Source organism: Pusillimonas sp. (genome assembly GCF_044464525.1).
GTDB lineage: Bacteria > Pseudomonadota > Gammaproteobacteria > Burkholderiales > Burkholderiaceae_B > Pusillimonas.
In genome coordinates this window covers 13,734-31,723 of record NZ_JBIQLE010000021.1, presented here as the reverse complement: position 1 = coordinate 31,723, position 17,990 = coordinate 13,734, and the positions used below count along the sequence as shown (strand labels likewise).

The 17,990-nt window shown below is 57.8% G+C and carries 21 protein-coding genes; 11 read left to right on the top strand and 10 right to left on the bottom strand.

Translation table 11 applies throughout. The features are described 5' to 3' along the window. Window positions 1-159 precede the first annotated feature (159 nt). The 3 genes from ACIY1O_RS12205 to ACIY1O_RS12195 are packed head-to-tail and all read right to left on the bottom strand — an operon-like array spanning window position 160 to window position 3,891. The gene (locus ACIY1O_RS12205) at window positions 160-1,101 is read right to left on the bottom strand and encodes a 3-hydroxyacyl-CoA dehydrogenase NAD-binding domain-containing protein (protein ID WP_397475367.1); all 942 of its coding nucleotides are present in this window, start codon (window positions 1,099-1,101) and stop codon (window positions 160-162) included. Between the two features lie 34 nt (window positions 1,102-1,135). Then, the gene (locus tag ACIY1O_RS12200) at window positions 1,136-2,047 is read right to left on the bottom strand and encodes a shikimate kinase (RefSeq protein WP_397475366.1); all 912 of its coding nucleotides are present in this window, start codon (window positions 2,045-2,047) and stop codon (window positions 1,136-1,138) included. A 2-nt stretch (window positions 2,048-2,049) separates the two neighbouring features. After that, the gene (locus ACIY1O_RS12195) at window positions 2,050-3,891 is read right to left on the bottom strand and encodes a feruloyl-CoA synthase (protein ID WP_397475391.1); all 1,842 of its coding nucleotides are present in this window, start codon (window positions 3,889-3,891) and stop codon (window positions 2,050-2,052) included. A gap of 165 nt (window positions 3,892-4,056) precedes the next feature. On the opposite strand from ACIY1O_RS12195, the gene ACIY1O_RS12190 reads away from it, so the two are divergent. Beyond that, window positions 4,057-4,680, top strand: a complete 624-nt coding sequence (locus tag ACIY1O_RS12190; RefSeq protein ID WP_397475365.1) for an LON peptidase substrate-binding domain-containing protein — start codon at window positions 4,057-4,059, stop codon at window positions 4,678-4,680. Window positions 4,681-4,697: 17 nt separating this feature from the next. Here ACIY1O_RS12190 and ACIY1O_RS12185 read toward each other — a convergent pair whose 3' ends face one another. Further along, window positions 4,698-5,528, bottom strand: a complete 831-nt coding sequence (locus ACIY1O_RS12185; protein ID WP_397475364.1) for a ferritin-like domain-containing protein — start codon at window positions 5,526-5,528, stop codon at window positions 4,698-4,700. A 165-nt stretch (window positions 5,529-5,693) separates the two neighbouring features. Between ACIY1O_RS12185 and ACIY1O_RS12180 the strand changes: the two genes are divergently transcribed. Next, the gene (locus ACIY1O_RS12180; RefSeq protein WP_397475363.1) at window positions 5,694-6,236 is read left to right on the top strand and encodes a hemerythrin domain-containing protein; all 543 of its coding nucleotides are present in this window, start codon (window positions 5,694-5,696) and stop codon (window positions 6,234-6,236) included. A 1-nt stretch (window position 6,237) separates the two neighbouring features. Here the strand turns inward: ACIY1O_RS12180 and sodC are convergent, their stop codons facing one another. Together sodC and ACIY1O_RS12170 are read right to left on the bottom strand one after the other, a co-directional pair. After that, entirely contained in the window at window positions 6,238-6,846 is a 609-nt protein-coding gene (sodC, locus tag ACIY1O_RS12175) for a superoxide dismutase [Cu-Zn] SodC (RefSeq protein ID WP_397475362.1), read from the bottom strand. Window positions 6,847-6,924: 78 nt separating this feature from the next. Continuing rightward, window positions 6,925-7,848 carry a LysR family transcriptional regulator gene (locus ACIY1O_RS12170; RefSeq protein ID WP_397475361.1) on the bottom strand — a complete coding sequence of 308 codons (924 nt, stop codon included), beginning with the start codon at window positions 7,846-7,848 and terminating at the stop codon, window positions 6,925-6,927. A 153-nt stretch (window positions 7,849-8,001) separates the two neighbouring features. Between ACIY1O_RS12170 and ACIY1O_RS12165 the strand changes: the two genes are divergently transcribed. The 9 genes from ACIY1O_RS12165 to infA all read left to right on the top strand — a co-directional run bounded on the left by ACIY1O_RS12165 (window position 8,002) and on the right by infA (window position 15,135). Further along, a complete protein-coding gene (locus tag ACIY1O_RS12165) occupies window positions 8,002-8,568 on the top strand; it encodes a cupin domain-containing protein (RefSeq protein WP_397475360.1) in 567 nt (188 codons plus the stop codon). 1 nt (window position 8,569) lies between these two features. Further along, the gene (locus ACIY1O_RS12160) at window positions 8,570-9,367 is read left to right on the top strand and encodes an alpha/beta fold hydrolase (RefSeq protein WP_397475359.1); all 798 of its coding nucleotides are present in this window, start codon (window positions 8,570-8,572) and stop codon (window positions 9,365-9,367) included. Window positions 9,368-9,401: 34 nt separating this feature from the next. Next, window positions 9,402-11,033: an FAD-dependent monooxygenase gene (locus ACIY1O_RS12155; RefSeq protein ID WP_397475358.1), complete on the top strand. Its 1,632-nt coding sequence runs from the start codon at window positions 9,402-9,404 to the stop codon at window positions 11,031-11,033. Between the two features lies 1 nt (window position 11,034). Then, the gene (locus tag ACIY1O_RS12150) at window positions 11,035-11,238 is read left to right on the top strand and encodes a hypothetical protein (protein WP_397475357.1); all 204 of its coding nucleotides are present in this window, start codon (window positions 11,035-11,037) and stop codon (window positions 11,236-11,238) included. Between the two features lie 60 nt (window positions 11,239-11,298). Further along, window positions 11,299-12,213 (top strand): ABC transporter substrate-binding protein, encoded by a 915-nt coding sequence (locus tag ACIY1O_RS12145; protein WP_397475356.1) that lies wholly within the window; start codon window positions 11,299-11,301, stop codon window positions 12,211-12,213. Then, window positions 12,210-13,043, top strand: coding sequence for an ABC transporter ATP-binding protein (locus ACIY1O_RS12140; protein ID WP_397475355.1), 834 nt, complete (start codon window positions 12,210-12,212; stop codon window positions 13,041-13,043). The genes ACIY1O_RS12145 and ACIY1O_RS12140 overlap by 4 nt, the downstream gene beginning before the upstream one ends. Then, window positions 13,043-13,804 (top strand): ABC transporter permease, encoded by a 762-nt coding sequence (locus ACIY1O_RS12135; RefSeq protein ID WP_397475354.1) that lies wholly within the window; start codon window positions 13,043-13,045, stop codon window positions 13,802-13,804. The genes ACIY1O_RS12140 and ACIY1O_RS12135 overlap by 1 nt, the downstream gene beginning before the upstream one ends. Beyond that, window positions 13,801-14,571 (top strand): ABC transporter permease, encoded by a 771-nt coding sequence (locus ACIY1O_RS12130; protein WP_397475353.1) that lies wholly within the window; start codon window positions 13,801-13,803, stop codon window positions 14,569-14,571. Before ACIY1O_RS12135 ends, ACIY1O_RS12130 begins: the two co-directional genes overlap by 4 nt. Window positions 14,572-14,877: 306 nt before the next feature. Further along, entirely contained in the window at window positions 14,878-15,135 is a 258-nt protein-coding gene (gene infA / locus ACIY1O_RS12125; protein WP_397475352.1) for a translation initiation factor IF-1, read from the top strand. A gap of 70 nt (window positions 15,136-15,205) precedes the next feature. Here the strand turns inward: infA and ACIY1O_RS12120 are convergent, their stop codons facing one another. Genes ACIY1O_RS12120 through ACIY1O_RS12105 form a run of 4 tightly spaced genes read right to left on the bottom strand, consistent with a single transcriptional unit; the run spans window position 15,206 to window position 17,953 of the window. Next, a complete protein-coding gene (locus ACIY1O_RS12120) occupies window positions 15,206-15,733 on the bottom strand; it encodes a SixA phosphatase family protein (protein WP_397475351.1) in 528 nt (175 codons plus the stop codon). A 37-nt stretch (window positions 15,734-15,770) separates the two neighbouring features. Then, entirely contained in the window at window positions 15,771-16,298 is a 528-nt protein-coding gene (thpR, locus tag ACIY1O_RS12115) for an RNA 2',3'-cyclic phosphodiesterase (protein ID WP_397475350.1), read from the bottom strand. 42 nt (window positions 16,299-16,340) lie between these two features. Continuing rightward, window positions 16,341-17,195, bottom strand: coding sequence for a type 2 periplasmic-binding domain-containing protein (locus ACIY1O_RS12110; RefSeq protein WP_397475349.1), 855 nt, complete (start codon window positions 17,193-17,195; stop codon window positions 16,341-16,343). Window positions 17,196-17,224: 29 nt separating this feature from the next. Further along, the gene (locus ACIY1O_RS12105; RefSeq protein ID WP_397475390.1) at window positions 17,225-17,953 is read right to left on the bottom strand and encodes an ABC transporter permease; all 729 of its coding nucleotides are present in this window, start codon (window positions 17,951-17,953) and stop codon (window positions 17,225-17,227) included. Between the last annotated feature and the right edge of the window lie 37 nt (window positions 17,954-17,990).

Below are 17,990 nucleotides of genomic sequence, written 5' to 3'. Positions count from 1 at the left end.
CAGAGGCATGGATTCTTTAGTTGCAAGATATGCTACTTCAGAGGCATGGATTCTTTAGTTGCAAGATATGCTACTTCAGAGGCATGGATTCTTGGATTGCTGAGATTGTTGTTATCCGCTCTCTGGGTGGCTGACTCGCGTATTCTCGACATGGGACGATTAAGGTAATTGCCCGGAATCCTTCTTGGCGGCGATCAGATCCAGCAGCAGACGGTCGCGCTCAGGCACAAAGCGCGTTTCATCGTGATCAGCCAGCACCTCGCGAACCTGCTCCGCCACTTTGCGTTTCAGCTCGGGCGTCATGGAAGGCGAGCCCAGATCTTTCCACCAGTCTTCGATGGGCGCGCCCAAGTGGTCCAGCAAGTGCTCGATGCCGCCCTGCCCTCCCGACAAGTGCAGGTTCATGAAGGGGCCAAGCAAAGACCACCGCAGGCCTGGCCCGTGCGAAATGGCTACATCGATATCGCGCACGGTGGCGACGCCCTGGTCCACCAAATGGAAGGCCTCCCGCCACAAAGCCGCTTGCAGGCGGTTGGCAATGTGCCCCTTGACCTCTTTACGCGGATTCACCGAACTTTTGCCGATGGACTCATAGAAATCCATCGTGGCCCTCAACGCCTCTTCAGAGGTGTGCTCGCCCCCTATCACCTCGACCAAGGGAATCAGATGTGGGGGGTTGAATGGGTGTCCAAGCACCACACGCCCCGGATGCTTGCAGGCCGACTGCACCTTGCTGATCAGCAAGCCAGACGAACTGGACGCCAGCACGACGTCGGCCGGGCAGGCGTCGTCCATGCGGCGAAACAGGTCGATCTTGAGGTTTTCGTCTTCGGGACCGTTCTCTTGGACGAAATCGGCTTGTTTGAGCGCGTCAACTAGGTCGGCATGAAAGCGCAGTCTGTCTTGCGAAGCACCTGGTCGCAAGCCCATGTGCTCCATATTCGGCCATAGCCGAGCCACTGTTTCGCGCAGGCGCTGCTCGGCGCCTTCGGAAGGGTCGGTGGCGTCGACATCCAGCCCCTGGGCCAGGAAGTAAGCGGTCCAACTGGCGCCGATAACGCCCGTGCCCACGACGGCTACGCGTTTCACTTTTCGCTGCATTATTTTTTACTCCTGGAAGAAAAGGGGTACACGCTCAGGCGCACAAGATCTGTGTCAAGGCTTGGTTTCCTGAAACACGCTTTTGAAAAAGGGCGTCAAGCTGTTGAACCAGGTCCTCGACCTTACGGCCTGTGGTGTCGATTTCGGCGTGTGCCAAGGAATACAATTTACGGCGGGCGTCGAGCGCGCCGACGATATTGGCTATTGCCTCTTCGTGCAGTTCTGGAGTGGCGATGCGAGCATCATGTTGCGCCATGACTCGCCGGAAATGCTCTTGCGGCTCGGCGTGCAGCCATACGCAGAAGAACGAATGCAGCAACAGTTCGTAGGTGGCCGGCTCTACGACGATGCCCCCGCCGGTAGCCAGCACGACCTCGGGATACTGCGCGATGACGCGGTCCAGGCATCGTTTTTCAAGTTGGCGGAAACCCGCTTGGCCGTAAATTGAAAAAATCAAATCCAATGTTATGCCGGCCTCTTTCTCGACCTCTTTGTTGAGCTCAACGAAAGGCAAGCCCAGACGCTGGGCCAGCAAGGGACCGAGGGTGGATTTCCCCGCGCCGCGCATGCCGACCAATGCGATGCGGCGCGGAGCGGCCTGCCCGGCAGCCTCACTGAGCAAGGCCTTGCGTATGGCTCGCAAGCGTGACGGAGGCTGGCGCTTGAGCACCTCGATGATCAAGGCGTAGTCAGCCCCGTAGCGTTCGTTGTCGGCCAACATGCTTTCGGCAGAAAGGTTGAGCGCACCGGCCAGCTTGCCCAGAACGGCTAGCGAGATATTGCCCTCGCCGCGCTCGACACGCGAAAGATAAGGCAAGGATATGCGCGATTCACGCGCCAGCTGCTTCATGGACATGGCACGGGCGGCGCGAGCGGCCCGCACTCGTTGCGCGACCCGCTGCTGCAGGTCAGGCGCCTCGACGGCAAACTGTGGCTTTTGATCCATGATTACAACCGGATGATCAACGGATCGGCTTCATCGCCATAGAGTTTCTCTACCAGTTGCGCGCGGGCCTTAAGAACCGCCGACTGGTTGATATAGCCCTTGTCGGTGATCTCGCCGCTGTCCACGGCGGGCGGGGTGGTAAGCATGATGGCCCGGTCTGCGAAAGTTGAACTGCCCGTGCCGGCGTCACGCAAGGCGTTCAAGCCTTTGGTGATATGTTCGATGACGGCGGAATGGGCGATGACCTGCTCCGTCGAAGCAGCGTCGTCCAGGCCGGCCAGCTTGCGGCAGGCCGCTACGTTCGGAAAGATCAGAAAACCGACCGAGTCGCGGTCGTGGCCGGCGACGACAATATCCTGCACGGCCGGCGCCAGCATTTCGATGCCTTTGACCCTTAAGGCGCCCACACTGACCCAGGTTGCGGTAGTGAGCTTGAAATCTTCGGACACCCGCCCGTCGAACATCAGGCCGGCCGACGGGTTCCGGGGGTCGGCAAAGCGCGCCGCATCGCCGATGCGATAGTAGTTTTCTTCGTCGAACGCCTTGGCGGTTTCTTCGGGCTGCTTGAAGTAGCCGGGTGTAATGACCGGCCCCTTGACACGAACTTCGAGCTTGTCGCCGCTGGGAATGAGCTTGATCGACACGCCCGGAACAGGAAGGCCTATGACGCCCGAACGCTCGGCCTGAAAATGGCAGTCAGTGGCCAGCGGCGAGGTTTCGGTTGAGCCCCAGGCCGTCACCATGGGCACGGCGTAACCCAGCTCTTGCTTGGAAATTTCGATCAGGCCGTCCCACAAATGCTGAGGCAGCGCCGCGGCGGCGTAGAAAATAACCTGCAAATTAGAGAAGAACTTGCTGCGTAGTTCGGCGTCGGTGCGCAGCACGGGTAGAAGCATGTCGAAGGCGCGAGGCACGTTCAGGTACAGCGTAGGGGCAACCTCGCGCAAGTTTTGAATCGACTGGTCGAACAGCCCCGGCAGCGGCTTGCCGCTGTCAAGATAAAGTGTGCCGCCGTTGGCCAATATGAGATTGAAGTTGTGATTGCCGCCAAAGGTGTGGTTCCATGGCAGCCAATCGAGCAGCACCGGCGGATGGTCGAGAAGAAAGGGCCACACCTGCCGCTTCGCCTGCTGGCTGGAGCACATCATGCGCTGGGTGTTAAGAACGCCCTTGGGGTAGCCGGTAGAGCCCGACGTGAACAGGATTTTGGCAATCGTGTCGGGCCCCACCTTGCGGTAGGCATCCTCGACGGCCGCATCATCCTTGCCCTGCAGCAGCTCTGCAAACCGCAAGGCGCCTTCAGGGGCAGCGTCTTCGTCGGATACGATCAGTGCAGCCTGATGCAAACCCTTGATGGATTCCAGGGCGGGCAAAAAGCGCTCGACGCCTCCTGCGTAGATGAACTCGGGATCAAGCCGTTCGATCAGGTTCTTTAACTTGGCATGGTCTTTGGATACCAGCGAATAGGCCGGTGACACAGCAGAATACGGAATGCCTACGTGCATGCATGCCAGCATGATCAAGCCGTGCTCGACACTGTTGTCGGTTAGAACGCACACAGGGTGTTCGGGACGCTTGTGATGCTGAAGCAGCCAGCCGGCGATGCATCGCACTTTTTCCAATGCCTGCCGGTACGTAACGCCCCGCCACGCGCCTGTGGGCCCGCGCTCTTGCAAAAACTTACGGTCCGGGGCCTGTTGCGCCCAATGTTCGAGATATTCGCCCACACAACGGGCATATGGCTCGAGCGGCACGGGATTATCAAGCACCATGACGCCATCGGCACGCGTCTCGACATTGACGGCGGGCTCGGCAAACAAGCGCTCGCCTTGAATTTCAGGCATATTCACTACTGTCTCCATCATTGTTGCGAACGGCGCTGATGAGCAAAGCGCCGCAGCAGGCTTACCCCGCTCGAGTCAAATACTATACGCAATTACTATCGTGCAAACAATTTATAGTTAACCCCTATATTCTGTATGCAAGCCTTAGATCAAAAGACGTTATCCATGGAAGAAATACCCCTATTCCCTCTTGGCCGCGCCCTGTTTCCCAATGGCGTGCTGCACTTGCGGATATTTGAAGTTCGCTACCTGGACATGATCCGCCGATGTATCGAAAAAGGCAGCGAATTCGGCGTGGTGGGCCTGCTCGAAGGCCGCGAGGTGCGTTCTCCGGACGGCGTCGAGAAGTTGAGCAATGCCGGAACCATGGCGCGCATCGATGCCTGGCATGCCCCCATGCCGGCGCTGATCCACTTGCGATGCATCGGCACGACTCCGTTTGAATTGCTGGACAGCCGGCAAGAGAAGTTCGGCCTGTGGGTGGGAAGCGGAGCACCTCTGGACCCCGATGCGTCCACGCCGATCCCTGCCTCGTTGCAGGCCAGCGCCGACGCGCTTGGCAGGCTTATCGCCAGTCTGCAGCAAGAAGGCGCTCCGCTCGAAGCCATGCCCGTCGCTGCGCCTTTCAGGCTGGACGAGTGCGGCTGGGTGGCTGATCGTTGGGGCGAGTTGCTGCCGTTAACCGCAATGCAAAGGCAAAACCTGCTTCGCCTGCGCGACCCCGAAACACGGCTGGAGCGTGTCCAGCATTATCTGCGCCTGCACGGGGTGCTGGATTCCAAGCCCTAGGCAAGGCACGCCCAGGCTCAACGCAACAACAAGCTTGCGGCCCGGGACAAGGGCCCTTCTATCACCTGATTGACCCGAGGCGGCAGGCTTAGTGGCCGCAGCACCATTTTCGCGGCCATATTCACGGGATAATGCTGCTTGACCGCCTTCCCAAGCCCCTTGAGCACGTTCTGGAAAGCTTTTTTGTCGGCCTGTCTGTCGGCGCCCGGGTTCCTGTGAGCGTAAACGTGCCATAAGGCCACCTCGGCATCGGAATTACGCGCTTCAAGCACCCGCCGTCGTATGGCGCCCAACACCCGCCACCGGCTGGGGGTCTCTTGCGCGCAGTATTGCCTGAAGTACTGGTAAAAATGCTTGTAATGACCAACCTCTTCGGCACGGATGCGAGCCGCTATGCCCGATAAAACGGGCTCTGTGGCATGCTGGCTGAGCGCGGTATAGAAGGTGGCAGTGCCCGTCTCGACAACGCATCGTGCGACCATCTCCAGCCCTCGGGTGGGCTCAAATTCTTCCATGGTGCACATGCGCGAGTACTCGTCAAAAAACGAATCATAGGCGCTTTGCCAATCGAATTCGGGCCATACTTTCCGGACATAGTCTCGCAATGAGTAGCCGTGGCGCATTTCCTCGTGCTGCCAGTGATCTTGAAGCCAGCTCACCACGTCTTCGTCGCCCGCAAAGTGTTGAATGAGATTGCTCGTGTATAGATCGGAGGCTATCTCGATGAAGGACGCGCTGGTGACCAGGTAAAAAAGGTCTTCGTGGCCTCGTGTCTCTGAAACATCTATCTGCTGGAAGGGAATATTGTCCAACCCCCAACGTGGAGCCTGTATCGTTGACTCTTGCATCGCTTGCTTCCCACTTGTATTGATTGCTCTTTGAATACCGTGACATTGGAACGAAGGCTAGTGTACGCTTATTCATAGCCAGCATAACGCCCCGGCGGCAAGGTATGAATGTCTAGTTGTAAAGCCAATTTTGCCAGGCATGCCGCCCCCCTCAAAGGATAAGCCATGGTTCAAGCCATTCCAGGGTTCAGTTCACCCTCTGCCGGCTTCGATGAGCCTGTCGACATGCTGTCGGCATGTCACGACAAGCTGCGCAGCCGCTGCGACACCTTGACGCGCCTGCCCGGGCATGTGGCGCTACACGGCGCCGATGAGCAAGCCCGCAGCGCGGCACAAAGCATATTGCGCTATTTCGATGGCCCGGCCCTGTATCACCATGCCGACGAAGAAGAAGACCTCTTCCCTGCCCTGCTTGAATCGGTCGCCGGCTCAGACGCCACCTGCTTGCGCGGCCTGTTCGACAAGCTTTCCGCAGAACATCGCCTGCTTGAAAGCCAATGGCAAAGCCTGCGTCCGTTACTGGTCAAGCTGCATGAGGGTGACCCGGTCAACCTTCCCGAGCACGCTGTTCAGGGCTTTGTACAAGGCTATGCCGAGCATTTGGTGTGCGAAGACCAAGAGCTTCTGCCCATGGCGCGCCGCCTGCTGGGCGACGCCGCCCTGGAGCAAATGGGCAAGGCCATGCAGGCTCGCCGCAACCCGACCTGAGTTACTTCATCACGCCGCAGGCCATACGGCCCCCGCCTCCGCCTAGTGGCAAGGGATGGTCGGAATAATTGTCGCCGCCTTCGTGCACCATCAGCGACCGGCCTTTTATCTGGTCAAGCTGGGTCAGCCGTGGCGCCAGCACCGGCAACTGGGCGTTGCCTTCCGCATCCACGTACAAGGCGGGCAGATCGCCTAAATGTCCGTCGCCCCAAGGGCTGCCGTGTTTTTTGCTGCCTTCCGGGTCGTAATGGCCGCCGGCCGCGCCGGCAGGCATCATCTTGCCGTCATGCTCATGAGGGTCGCAATTTGGATTCTCGTGTACATGGAACCCATGAACGCCTGGCTCCAGGCCTTTCAGGTTCGGGGTAAATACAAGTCCGTGCCCGGATTCGGAAACCGCAACCTGACCGACCTCGTCCAATACACCCTCCGGCGTGACCTGATGCAAGGTAACCTTGACGTCGGCCTGCGCCACAGACAAAAGCACGCCGGCCGTCAGGAAAACAACGGCCACCAGGCCGTGTGCAGCGCGGCGCCGCCGCGCAATTTTTTCGTGCGAATTGGCTTTATCCGGCCTGGCGGCACGCAAATAGGGATTTAAGTTGAGCATCGGCACCTCCTTCGTTGGGCAATGAGCACGACCATGCACTTATGATCGAGCCCTTGCGAGGCAAGTTCCGTGCCTTGGTCAACACTCTGGCATCAATGCTTCGGCCATCTGCCACTCGCCATCGCGCACCCGGGCCACCATGGCACGACGAAGCCCGTCGGCGATGTGCCTGACACCGGCTGAATGTCGGCGGGCCTTGTTGATGTACATGGACCACACCATGGGCAGATCAACAATAGGCGCCACGCGCAACGAACTCATTGGATATTCATACAGCGCGCAGTAAGGCATCACTGTCATGCCATGTCCGTCATTCACCAAAGAAAGGCAAAGCGGCAACGTCTCGGCGTCCGCCGCACGTCGATACTTCTCTCCGTTGTTCTTCAGATAGGCCTCGAGTCGCATGCGGATGATATTGGGGCGCCCTGGCAGGATAAGCTGGCACCGCCCTAACTGGCGGGCGTCGACTCCCTGGTCGGGGCGGAGCCCCGAATCGGCATTGCCAACCAGGAACACCTGCTCTTTTATCAAGGGAATTCGTTCGAACTGAGACGACTCGTCGTCCCGATCCTCCATAATGGCCACGTCAATAAGGCTTTGATGCATACGTTCACGCAGATGATGAAGAAAGCCCTCATAGACCCGCAAAGATACCGGCGACCCGCGGTCCAATTCCTGCGACGCAAACGGCGCCGTGACCAATTTGTTCATCGAGAAAGGCAGCCCGATGGCTACCTGTGTTTTCACCTGCCGGCCAATTTCGGCCCTGAGCAATTCAGCCTGACGAAGTATCGGCCCCGCTCCGCCGACGAGTAAGCGACCGGCATCGGTAAGCTGTACGCCGCGTGCGCCCCGCACAAGCAAGGCCACGTTTAAATCGTGTTCCAGTGTTGCGATGCGCCGGGCCAGTGCCGGCTGGGTCATTTCCAGATCTTCCGCGGCGCGGTTGATGCTGCCAAATTCCGCCACTCGCAAAAAGCACTGAACAAGCTCGAGATTCATCTTCGCCTCCAACAACAAGTCCACAGCCTGCAAGCAGCATATACGCTTTACCGCGACAGATAAACGATTTTCGTTTAACTGCTCTACGCTTTTACATGTATCGCTGAACTCGCAAGCCACCTAGAATTAATTTCACGGAGGAGATTCAAAACCATGAAAAAGCCGGACGAAGCAATTTCTATACGCCGCGTAGTAACAGGGCATGACAAGAACGGACGATCCATCATCGCTCAAGATGATGTCTCCACCTATACCCTGACCTTGCCAAGCGTGCCAGGGCTGGTGGTTACAGACTTATGGAGGACATTCGATTCTCCGGCTGATTCGCAGCCAAGCGACGAGCCCTGCACCCACGACATCACCCTGGCGCCGCCGAGTCGGGGCACCGTCTTTCGTACAGTACAGTTCCCCCCTGATGCCAGCTATATGGACAACTGGGATCCTCATGCCCATTTTTCGGCCATGGGTAGCGCCTCAACCCTTGAAGACACCCCAGACAATAAAACCGCGATGCACCGCACTCAGACGGTGGATTACGCCATCGTCCTATCCGGTGAAATCTGGGCGTTGATGGACGAAGAAGAAGTCCTCTTGCGTCCCGGTGACGTGCTGGTGCAATTGGCTACCAACCACGGTTGGAGCAACCGGGGCCACCAGCCGGCCTTGGTGGCATTTGTGCTTGTGGACGCAGAGCGAAGCGCAGGCAAGCCGGGGCTTTAAGATGAAAACCGTGTTCATTCCATCTCGGCCCCGCCTTGCCGTTACAGTCTGCGGCAAAGGCCCGCTGGTGATCTTGCTTCATGGTTTGGGTGGTGATCGCAGCACCTGGAAGCCACAATTGCACGCACTGCAAGAATGCTTCATGGCGGTCAGTGTCGACCTTCGCGGTTACGGACAAAGCGACCCGGCTCCCGAACCTCTAGATTTCAAAAAAGATTTTTGCGCAGACGTCATTGCGGTGATGGACTATTTCGGCGCCGCAAAAGCGCATCTTGTCGGGCTGTCTATGGGTGGCCGCGTAGCCCGCACGACCGCCCTGCAAGCGCCTGCGCGCGTAGCATCCCTGGTGTTGGCCAATACCAGCCCGGGTTTCGATGATCTGGACGACAGCCAGGTCGATTCCTTCATACAGTCACGCTCCAGTATCGTGGTCGACGGGCAACTGCCGGCCGATTTCGGGCAACGTCAGGCAACCGGCATGATGGCCGGCACGGCCTCGCCCGAGGCCTTGGATACCGCTGCGAACGCCATGAATGGATTACGGGCGGATCATTACCTGTCCGTGCTCAGGGCATCCACGCAACAAGATCGCGGCGACAAGCTAGAGGCCATCCAATGCCCGGTTCTTGTCATAAGCAGCGATCAGGACGCCGTCTATCCTCCAGCAGTGACACAACGACTGCTGGCCCGCATTCCCCATACGACATCGGCCACGCTCAGCAACGCTGGGCATATTAGCAACCTTGAGCAGCCCGATGCCTTCAACAATGCAATTCTTAAGTTCCTGAAAGCTCAATAGGCCTGCTCGCCATAAAGCCACACCCGGAGGAGTCATGTATTTCAGATGGGAAGAACTCCCTTTTATAGCGCCCAGCCAGTTGGAGACCGGTAAAGAAAATCCAGTGGTCATCGTTGGCGCCGGACCGGTGGGTCTTGCCCTGGCATTGGGCCTTGCCCGACACGGGGTGCCTTCCACAGTACTGGAAAGGCGACGCACCATTTCCACAGGTAGCCGGGCCCTAGCCATGAACCGGCGCAGCATGCAGATTCTCGACCAATTGGGTATCGGCAAGGCCGTGCTTGAAAAGGCCGTTACGTGGAGTGAAGGCTGGACGTTCTATGACAAGCATTTGGTTCACCACATGGATATAGCTCCACCGCCAAATGAAAAGCACGGACAGACCAACTTGCAGCAATGCTGGATGGAACAACTGCTGCTTGATGGGCTGAAAAAATATCCCGATACCCAAGTACGTTACGGCCACGACGTCGAATTGGTAAAACCGGAAGGCGACTTAGTAAAGCTGCGCGTCGGAACAGATGACGGCTCATACGAAGCCGATGCGCAATATATAGTCGCCGCCGACGGGCCACATGGCCAAACTCGCAAACAGCTTGGGCTGGAATACGAGGGAACCTCCTATACGCAGCAATTCGTCATCAACGACATCATATGCAAGCTGCCTATTCCCTCAGGACGCCGGCTGTTCTTCAATCCGCCCTATCTGCCAGGCAAGGCGGTGTTGATGCACCAAGCTCCTTTCGACATGTGGCGCCTGGATTTCCAACTTCTCGACGGCCAGAACGCCGAGGAAGAAATGGCGCCTGAAAACGTGCACAAGCGTATTCGCGCCCACTTTGATCTCATGGGCATACAGGCCGATTACGAGTTGCTGCTAACTTCGGTTTACCGAACGAATGCGCTAAGTCTTCCCACTTATAACGTCGGCCGGGTGCTGTTTGCCGGCGACGCCGCCCATCAGGTGCCGATATTTGGCGGGCGCGGGGTCAATCATGGATATTCCGATGCGCACAATCTCGCATGGAAACTGGCCAGCGTCGTGAAAAAAGAGGCCGGCCCCCAGTTGCTTGATACCTACACTCTCGAACGGCGCGGCGATATTCTTGACACTCTCGACGAGCTCACACGCACCACTCTGTTCATCACCACGCCATCTCCAGGCGTGGCGCTGATGCGTGAAGCCGTGCTTTCGTTGTCGATCGACGACGGCTTCTTGTCGAACCTGTTCGACCCCTACGCCTCGGCGCCCTACCGCTACAGCGAAAGCCCTCTCAATGTCAGCCCGCCCGCAGATACCGCTTTCGATGCACGTGCGGGGTTAGGGTCGATATGCCCCGATGGAAAGATAGGTTCGTGCGGAACCCGGCTTTACGATCGGTTCGGCACCGGCTTCAGCGTGCTGGTATTCACAGACGACAGATCGAGCGGAACAACACCATCGGTCACACCCGTGGCGGGTACCGCAGCGGTTCAAGCGCAGCGCATCGACATTCCACTTTCTTCAGAGCTTGCGCAGCTTCTGGACGCCCAGCCAAACACCACCTATCTCATCCGGCCAGACAACCGGGTAGCCGGCAGATGGCGCCAATACCATGACAGCACCATCCAAGAAGCGCTCATACGTTCCGCCGGCGCTACGTCCCGCATAACCGAGACCTCATGACATGACTCAATCCGACCCGCCATCCGCTTTCAACGAATCTGGATTCGAATTGCTGGCCTCGGCAATCGACCGCATCGATCCTGAGCAACGCGACGTATTTTTGTGCAAGCTTGCAATTTTGCTTGCATCTCATGCCGGCCCCGACGTACTGAGCGCCTGCATTCCAAAGGCCGAACGCCATCTTCGGCCTGTTTCAGCAACCTGAGCACACCCTCCGAACTGCACTTCGAATGCATCGGAAAAACATAATACCGGAGACATCCCTATGAAAAACCACATCCGCGTCCTCATCGCCGGCGCCATGCTGCTTGGTTCAAGCACCCTCATGGCGCAAAGCACCAAAGTGGCAATCGGCTTTTCTTCTGCAGCCGACTTTCTTCCAGTGATGGTCGCTAAAGAAGCAGGCATCTTCGAAAAGCATGGCATCGACGCCGAGCTTACCAAGGTCGCAATCATTTCCAACATCCCCGCTGCAATCATGTCCGGCAGTCTGCAAATCGGGGCGGCTACGCCTCCCATGCTGCTGGATACCTCGCGCTCGGGCCTTGATCTGCCTGCCATCAGCGCCGCCACGCGCTTTCTTGCCGACCCCGCCATTTTCAGTGTGGTCGCGCGCGAAGGCACAGACATCAAAACGGCCAAGGACCTCGAAGGAAAACGCATCGGCGTACCGGGGCTACGCAGCGTCGCCGACGTCGTGTTCCGCCAGTGGCTTCTGGAAAAAGGGGCCGACGTCAGCAAATTATCCATCGTGGAAGCGCCCTTCCCACAAATGAAGGACATGCTCAAATCAGGGACGATCGACGCAGTTCCCGTGCTCGAACCTTTCCGGGCCCGGATCGTCGCCGACAACACAGGGTATCGTGTCGCCGACTATATGGCGGAAGTAAGCCCCGACATTCTCGGAGCCATCTGGGTCGGCCAACGCGCCTGGCTCGACGCCCATCCCAAGGTAGTGGAAGGTTTCCGTCAATCTCTGGCCGAAGGCATCCAGTACATTCACGACAACCCCGAGAAGGCTCGCGAAATCGAAAAGCAATACCTCGGGTTTGCATCGACGTTTCCAATCCCTTATTCGACCAAACTCGACAAGGCTGATTTCGACGCTTATGCACAGATGTTCAAAAGCGCGGGATACGTGAATCAGGTGCCTGATACCTCCAATCTGATCTATCCTTGAAATCGCCCGAAATGCTTACGGACACCGGCCTTCTTTCGCCCGCAGCTCCCATCCACGGTGAAAACTCCCCGGCATTAGCCATCCAAGGCGTCTCCATGGCGTTCGGCGAAGGCGATTCCACTCGCACCGTTATCGACCGGCTTGATTTCGAAGTTGCAGCCGGAGAGTTTCTTTGTGTGGTCGGAGCCTCGGGTTGCGGGAAAACCACCCTCCTACGGTTATTGGCCGGATTGGCCGGCCCCACCGAGGGAACGGTGTCTTTCATGGGCCAAAGCATCAAAGGGCCGTCGCGCGAGCGGGCCATAGTTTTTCAAGACTATGGCCGCGCCCTGCTTCCTTGGCGCACGGTGCACGGTAATATTTCCCTGGCTCTGGAAAATGCGCCGCTTACGAAACGACAGCGTCATGATCGGATCATAGAACTTGCCGGGAAAATGGGGCTCTCGCATGCGACTGATCGATATCCCGACCAGCTCTCGGGAGGCATGCAGCAGCGCGTGCAAATCGCCCGCTGCCTGGCACAGGACCCGAAGCTTCTGCTTATGGACGAGCCTTTCGGGGCCCTCGACGCCATCACACGGCAAAACCTGCAAGACGAAGTGAGACGGTTGGCGCGAGAACACCGCACCACGGTGGTCTTCATCACCCACGATCTTGAAGAAGCCATTTATCTAGGCGATCGCGTCATCGTCCTGGCGGCCAATCCAGGCCGCATCGCGGCCGATATCGCTGTTCCCATACCGCAGCCACGGAACCAGCTCACCACTCGGGAAAATCCAGTCTTCCTCGAACTTCGGCATCAGCTCTACACCCTCCTGGAGGAAACCTGATGCCGCGCGCCATAAAGGGGTTTCTTTTCCCCGTGGCACTGGTCATGGCCTGGGAGCTGAGCTGGCATGTTCACGGTTTCGAGTCGCTGTCCCGCCCCTACGATGTGGCTCGCGCACTAGCCTGTGGGTTGCTGGACGGCTCTGTACCGCGCCTAACTTGGCAAACAATGCAGGCCGCCCTGCTCGGCTTTCTCATCGCCTCGGTGCTGGGCATATTGGGCGGGGTCCCTCTGGGCTTGGCCTTGGGCGCAGAGCGCGTGGTTCGGCCGATAATCGATCTGTTGCGCCCCGTCCCCTCGGTGGCCCTGATTCCCCTGGCGATGTTGATCTACGGCTTTGGCGTGCGCATGGAGGCCTTGATCGTGGCGTTCGCCTGCATTTGGCCGGTGCTTATCCTCACGATCGCTTCCGTGCGCGGCATAGAACCAAGCCTGATTGAAGTTGCCCGAACCCTCGAATTGTCCTGGTCTCAACGCCTCAGGCGCATTATCCTGCCGGCGGCACTGGGCCGAATCAGCGTCGGCTTGCAATTGGCGCTGGCGATTTCCCTGGTTGTCGCGGTAACGGTGGAAATCGTCATCAATCCGCGAGGCCTGGGTTATGGAATGATGTCGGCACAACAGTCGCTGCGTTTCGATGTCATGTACGCGCTGCTAATCTGGACCGGCCTTGTCGGCTGGCTGTTGAGCTGGGCCGGCTACGAACTTGTGCGGCGCTGTTCGCCCGGGCGCAAGATCAAGCAACCGGAAGCACAAGCATGAAGATACTGTCCAATAGATGGGCGGTATATGCCTCATCCACAGTCCTGGTTATTTTTCTGCTTGCAATTTGGCAGTTGCTAGCCGCCTACGAACTCATTTCCAGTCTGTTTTTCCCTCCGCCCACCCGCACACTCTCCAAACTCTGGCTGCTAATGACCCAGGGCGATATCTGGCCCCCTACGTGGGCCACCATCGTGCGAATGATCTACGGTTGGGCTGCGGCCTCGATTGCAGGAGTGATCCTGGGGGCCTTGATAACGCGCTCTCGGATGGTGCACGAACTGATAGGCCCGACGCTTGAATTCATGAGGCCCATGCCTGCCTCCGCTTTCATTCCACTGGCCATCCTTGCCTTTGGCCTGACTAATCAGATGTCAACGGCCATTATTGCTTTCGGCTCGCTTTGGCCCGTATTGCTCGCCGCAATACAAGGCTTCAGCACAGTCAATCCGCGTCTTTACGAAGTTGCCGATGCTTTGGGCATGTCGCAATGGCAACGATTTATCAAAGTCTCGCTTCCCAGCGCCCTTGCCGACATCGTAGCGGGCGCCAGAGTGGGGCTTGCCATTGCGTTGATTTTAGCCGTCGTAACAGAAATGCAGGCATCACTGCCTGGGCTGGGTCAAAGCATCCTGATGGCCCAGCGCTCATTCCAGACGCCCGAACTGTACGCGTGCGTAATCATGTTGGGTTGCGTCGGCTTCCTGGCATCTGCTTTGCTGCAATGGTGCGAACGTCTCGTGATTCCATGGCGCACTACCTCATAAATGCGGAACCTAAAGAGGCGGACTTACTTGTTGCATTAAGTACACATCACGTGGCTATCACATCAATTTCGAACCAAGGTCCACGACATAATAAGTCTTGACCAATCACCACGGACCGGTTACAATTTTTAGTTAAATAGAAGTCTTTTAAAATACACGTAAGTAATATAGATAGCGACCCGGCGCACGCCACGCGCCTACCCGCTGTCTTTAATTCATCAACCTGCGCCACACGCGCACCAAAACATTGGCAACCCGCGCCACCAGCGTGGCCTTGCTGCACTGTTAATCACAGGAGAACCCCATATGGCAAAAGAAGAATTGTTGGAAATGAGCGGCTCTGTTACTGAAGTCCTTCCCGATTCCCGTTTTCGCGTACTGCTGGACAATGGCCACCCCGTCATTGCCTACACCGGCGGAAAAATGCGCAAGCACCACATCCGCATCCTCGCGGGCGATAAAGTCACCCTCGAAATGTCCCCCTACGACCTTAGCAAGGGTCGGATCACCTTCCGCCACTTGCCTAATCGTCCTGCCTACACCCCCGCCCGCAGGCGTCATTAATAGGCGTTTTGCCAATTAAGACGTCTCGTAAAGACGTCTGGCTTGGCATCAGCAAAGCATTCCCGAAGGCCTAGTCAGTCTGGCTTGCCGGTGTGGCAAAGCGCTCGAGCGAGCCGCTGTGCTCGGCAAGGCTATTCCAGTCGGCCACGTCAAAATCCACCACGGCCAACGAGCCGGGAGGAAAATCGGCGTGCAGCCTGGCAAACGCGTTGCGGTCGGCCCTTCCGACAAGATACAGCGCAAGCCGATACATGCCCGGGTTGTGCCCCACCACGATCACACTTTCGTGCGCCGCCGGCGTGGCGTGAATCACGCTCAGAATGTCGTCGGCGCTGGATTCGTAAATGCGGCTCTCGAAGATGGCCGGCACCAGGTTGGGCAATGCCTTCTGCACCAAAGACCACGTGCTGCGCGTGCGCGTCGAAGTGGAGACCACCGCGACACTTGGCGTCAAGCCTGCGCGCGCCATATAAGCCCCTATCGACGCGGCATCATCGCAGCCCTGCGCACTAAGCGGGCGCTCGTGATCTTGAACGGAAGCCGGCCTATCGGCCTCGGCATGGCGCAATAAGTAAAGACGGCGGGTTGCGACGGACATCGGGGCTCCTCAAGCAAAGCTGAAACGGTAACCCAGGCTAAACATCGCGGCAAGCCAGCAGCCGATAACGCGGCCCCCCGGTGTTTCCGGTTGAATCCGCCAGCCCGATCCGTGTTGCTCGCCATGCAATAGGCTCAAACACCTGTTGCGGCGCTTGAGTCTTGCGTGCAAGCGTGACATGGGGCACAAAGCCCGCCTCGCGACGAAAGGGAAGCTCAGCCAGGGCCGGCATGGACAACAGACGCTGTCTTAGCTCGAGCAAGGCTTGCGGGGTCTCGCCTGTACCGGCCCACACGACTTTCTGGCGGGAAAACTCGCCATAACGGTCTAACGTGAGAAGAATAGGATTGAAGGTGATCTCTTCGACCACCTTCTTCAGATCAGTCAAATGCTCTGAAGGCTGCATGCCCAAGAACAGCAATGTCAGGTGAAAGTCGCGGGGATGTGTCTGACGCCCGCCATCAAGCGCCGCTTGCCTTTGGGCAATCAGCCTGGCTGTATCGTCGTCGGGCCACAGCGCAAAAAACAAACGGCCTGTACGCTCGGGGGAAACGGGTGTGTTCACAATCAGCAACTCGGCTAAAAAGCTTTTTCGATAAAAAGAACCTTAATGGCAATCGGGCACGGCTTGGTCCAAGTAGACCTCGAAAGCGATGTCTTGAGTCATGTCGGCAATAAGCTTGCCGTAATATCCCTTGGTTTTCCAGGATTTCACCATTTCCTGCAGCTTTACCGCCAATTCCGGATGGCTGGCGGAAACAAGAAAATACTGCACCGACGCGTCGCGCGCAGACAAGCTGGCCGAAAATTTCTTCCATTCGGGAAAACGCAGCAAGGCCTTCAACATGGTGTCGTCATGCACGGCGGCGTCACATTCTCCTATGCGCAGTGCCAGCAGTGAATCGGCGGGTGCGCGATAGACCTGTTCGATAGCCCCATACTTTTCGGCAATATGGCCCACGTAGCGCCCGTCTTCGGCCACACACACGGTTCTTCCCGTCAGTTGCCGCCACGACCTGATGTCGGTGTCGGTACGCATGATGGCCATGGGATGGGTCACCTGCCCCGTGGCAATGGCGGTCCAGCCGTTCGTTGGCGGGGTTTCCCCTTCTGGAACATCGACCACGGCGAAATCGATGGTATCGGGCGCCACCGAGGTGTGCGCTGAGTCTAGCCCGACGAAACGCGGTTGTCGTTCCAAGGCTTTCGCCACCGCTTCAACGAGCAACGTTTCTATGCTCTCGGGAGTTCGTACTTTAGTGCCGCCCACGAATGGCGGCGGCGCATAACGGACACCGACCTTCAACCCGGAATCGCCCTGCTGCGTCGCATCGGCACTGGGCTTGGCCGGCGCACCGGACGCAGCCGCGGCAGGCGACGATTGCGATTGCACCGCCCCAACGCCCGTCCCCAGACACAAGAGCATCGCGACAAACAAAGAACGAATCAACGAACTGAGCATTTTGATACCGGTCAGCTTAAAACTGCATCCTAGACATATTGATAGCGCAACAGCTTGCGCTTCAGGTTCTCGAGCAGCACTTGGTCTATCAAGGTGGCCAAAATCGCGATGGTAAGAATATTGGCCATCACTCCGACCATGTCTGCGGTTTCGCCCGCATAGGCCAGAGACCGGCCCAATCCCTGCCCAAAGCCAATGAGCATCTCGGCCGAGATCAGTGCACGCCACGCATTGCCAAAGGCCAATTGAGCGCCCGTGATCAGCTCGGGCATGACGGCCGGCAGATAGACCCGTTTGATCATGCCCCAACGCGAGGCGCCCATTACACGGGCTGCCGAGACATGCACCTTCAGTACGCTCTCGGTGGCGTTCATCACGGACAGAGCCGCCGGGAAGAACGCAGCCAATGCAATAACCACAATGATCGGCACATTGCCGAAACCCATCAAAATAAGAAACAGCGGAACCCAGGCGATGGAAGGAATCGACTGAAGAATGATAATGGCCGACTTGAGCACTTCGCGAAAGAAGTACAACACGCCGCCAAGCAGGCCCAGCCCGATGCCGAAAACCAGGGCGAAACCATAACCGAACCCCAGGCGCGCAAGACTGCCCGACAATATCTGTCTGAACTCGCCTGTTTGGATGTCGGCCCACAAGCGCAGAATTACCGTCGGCACGCCCGGCATGAGGAAATCAGGCAGTGTCCACGCAGCAGCCTGCCAAATAAGCAAAATAAACAGAATCGCCACCGTCATCGCGGTGGCCTTTTGAAAAGAGGTAAGTTGTGAACGC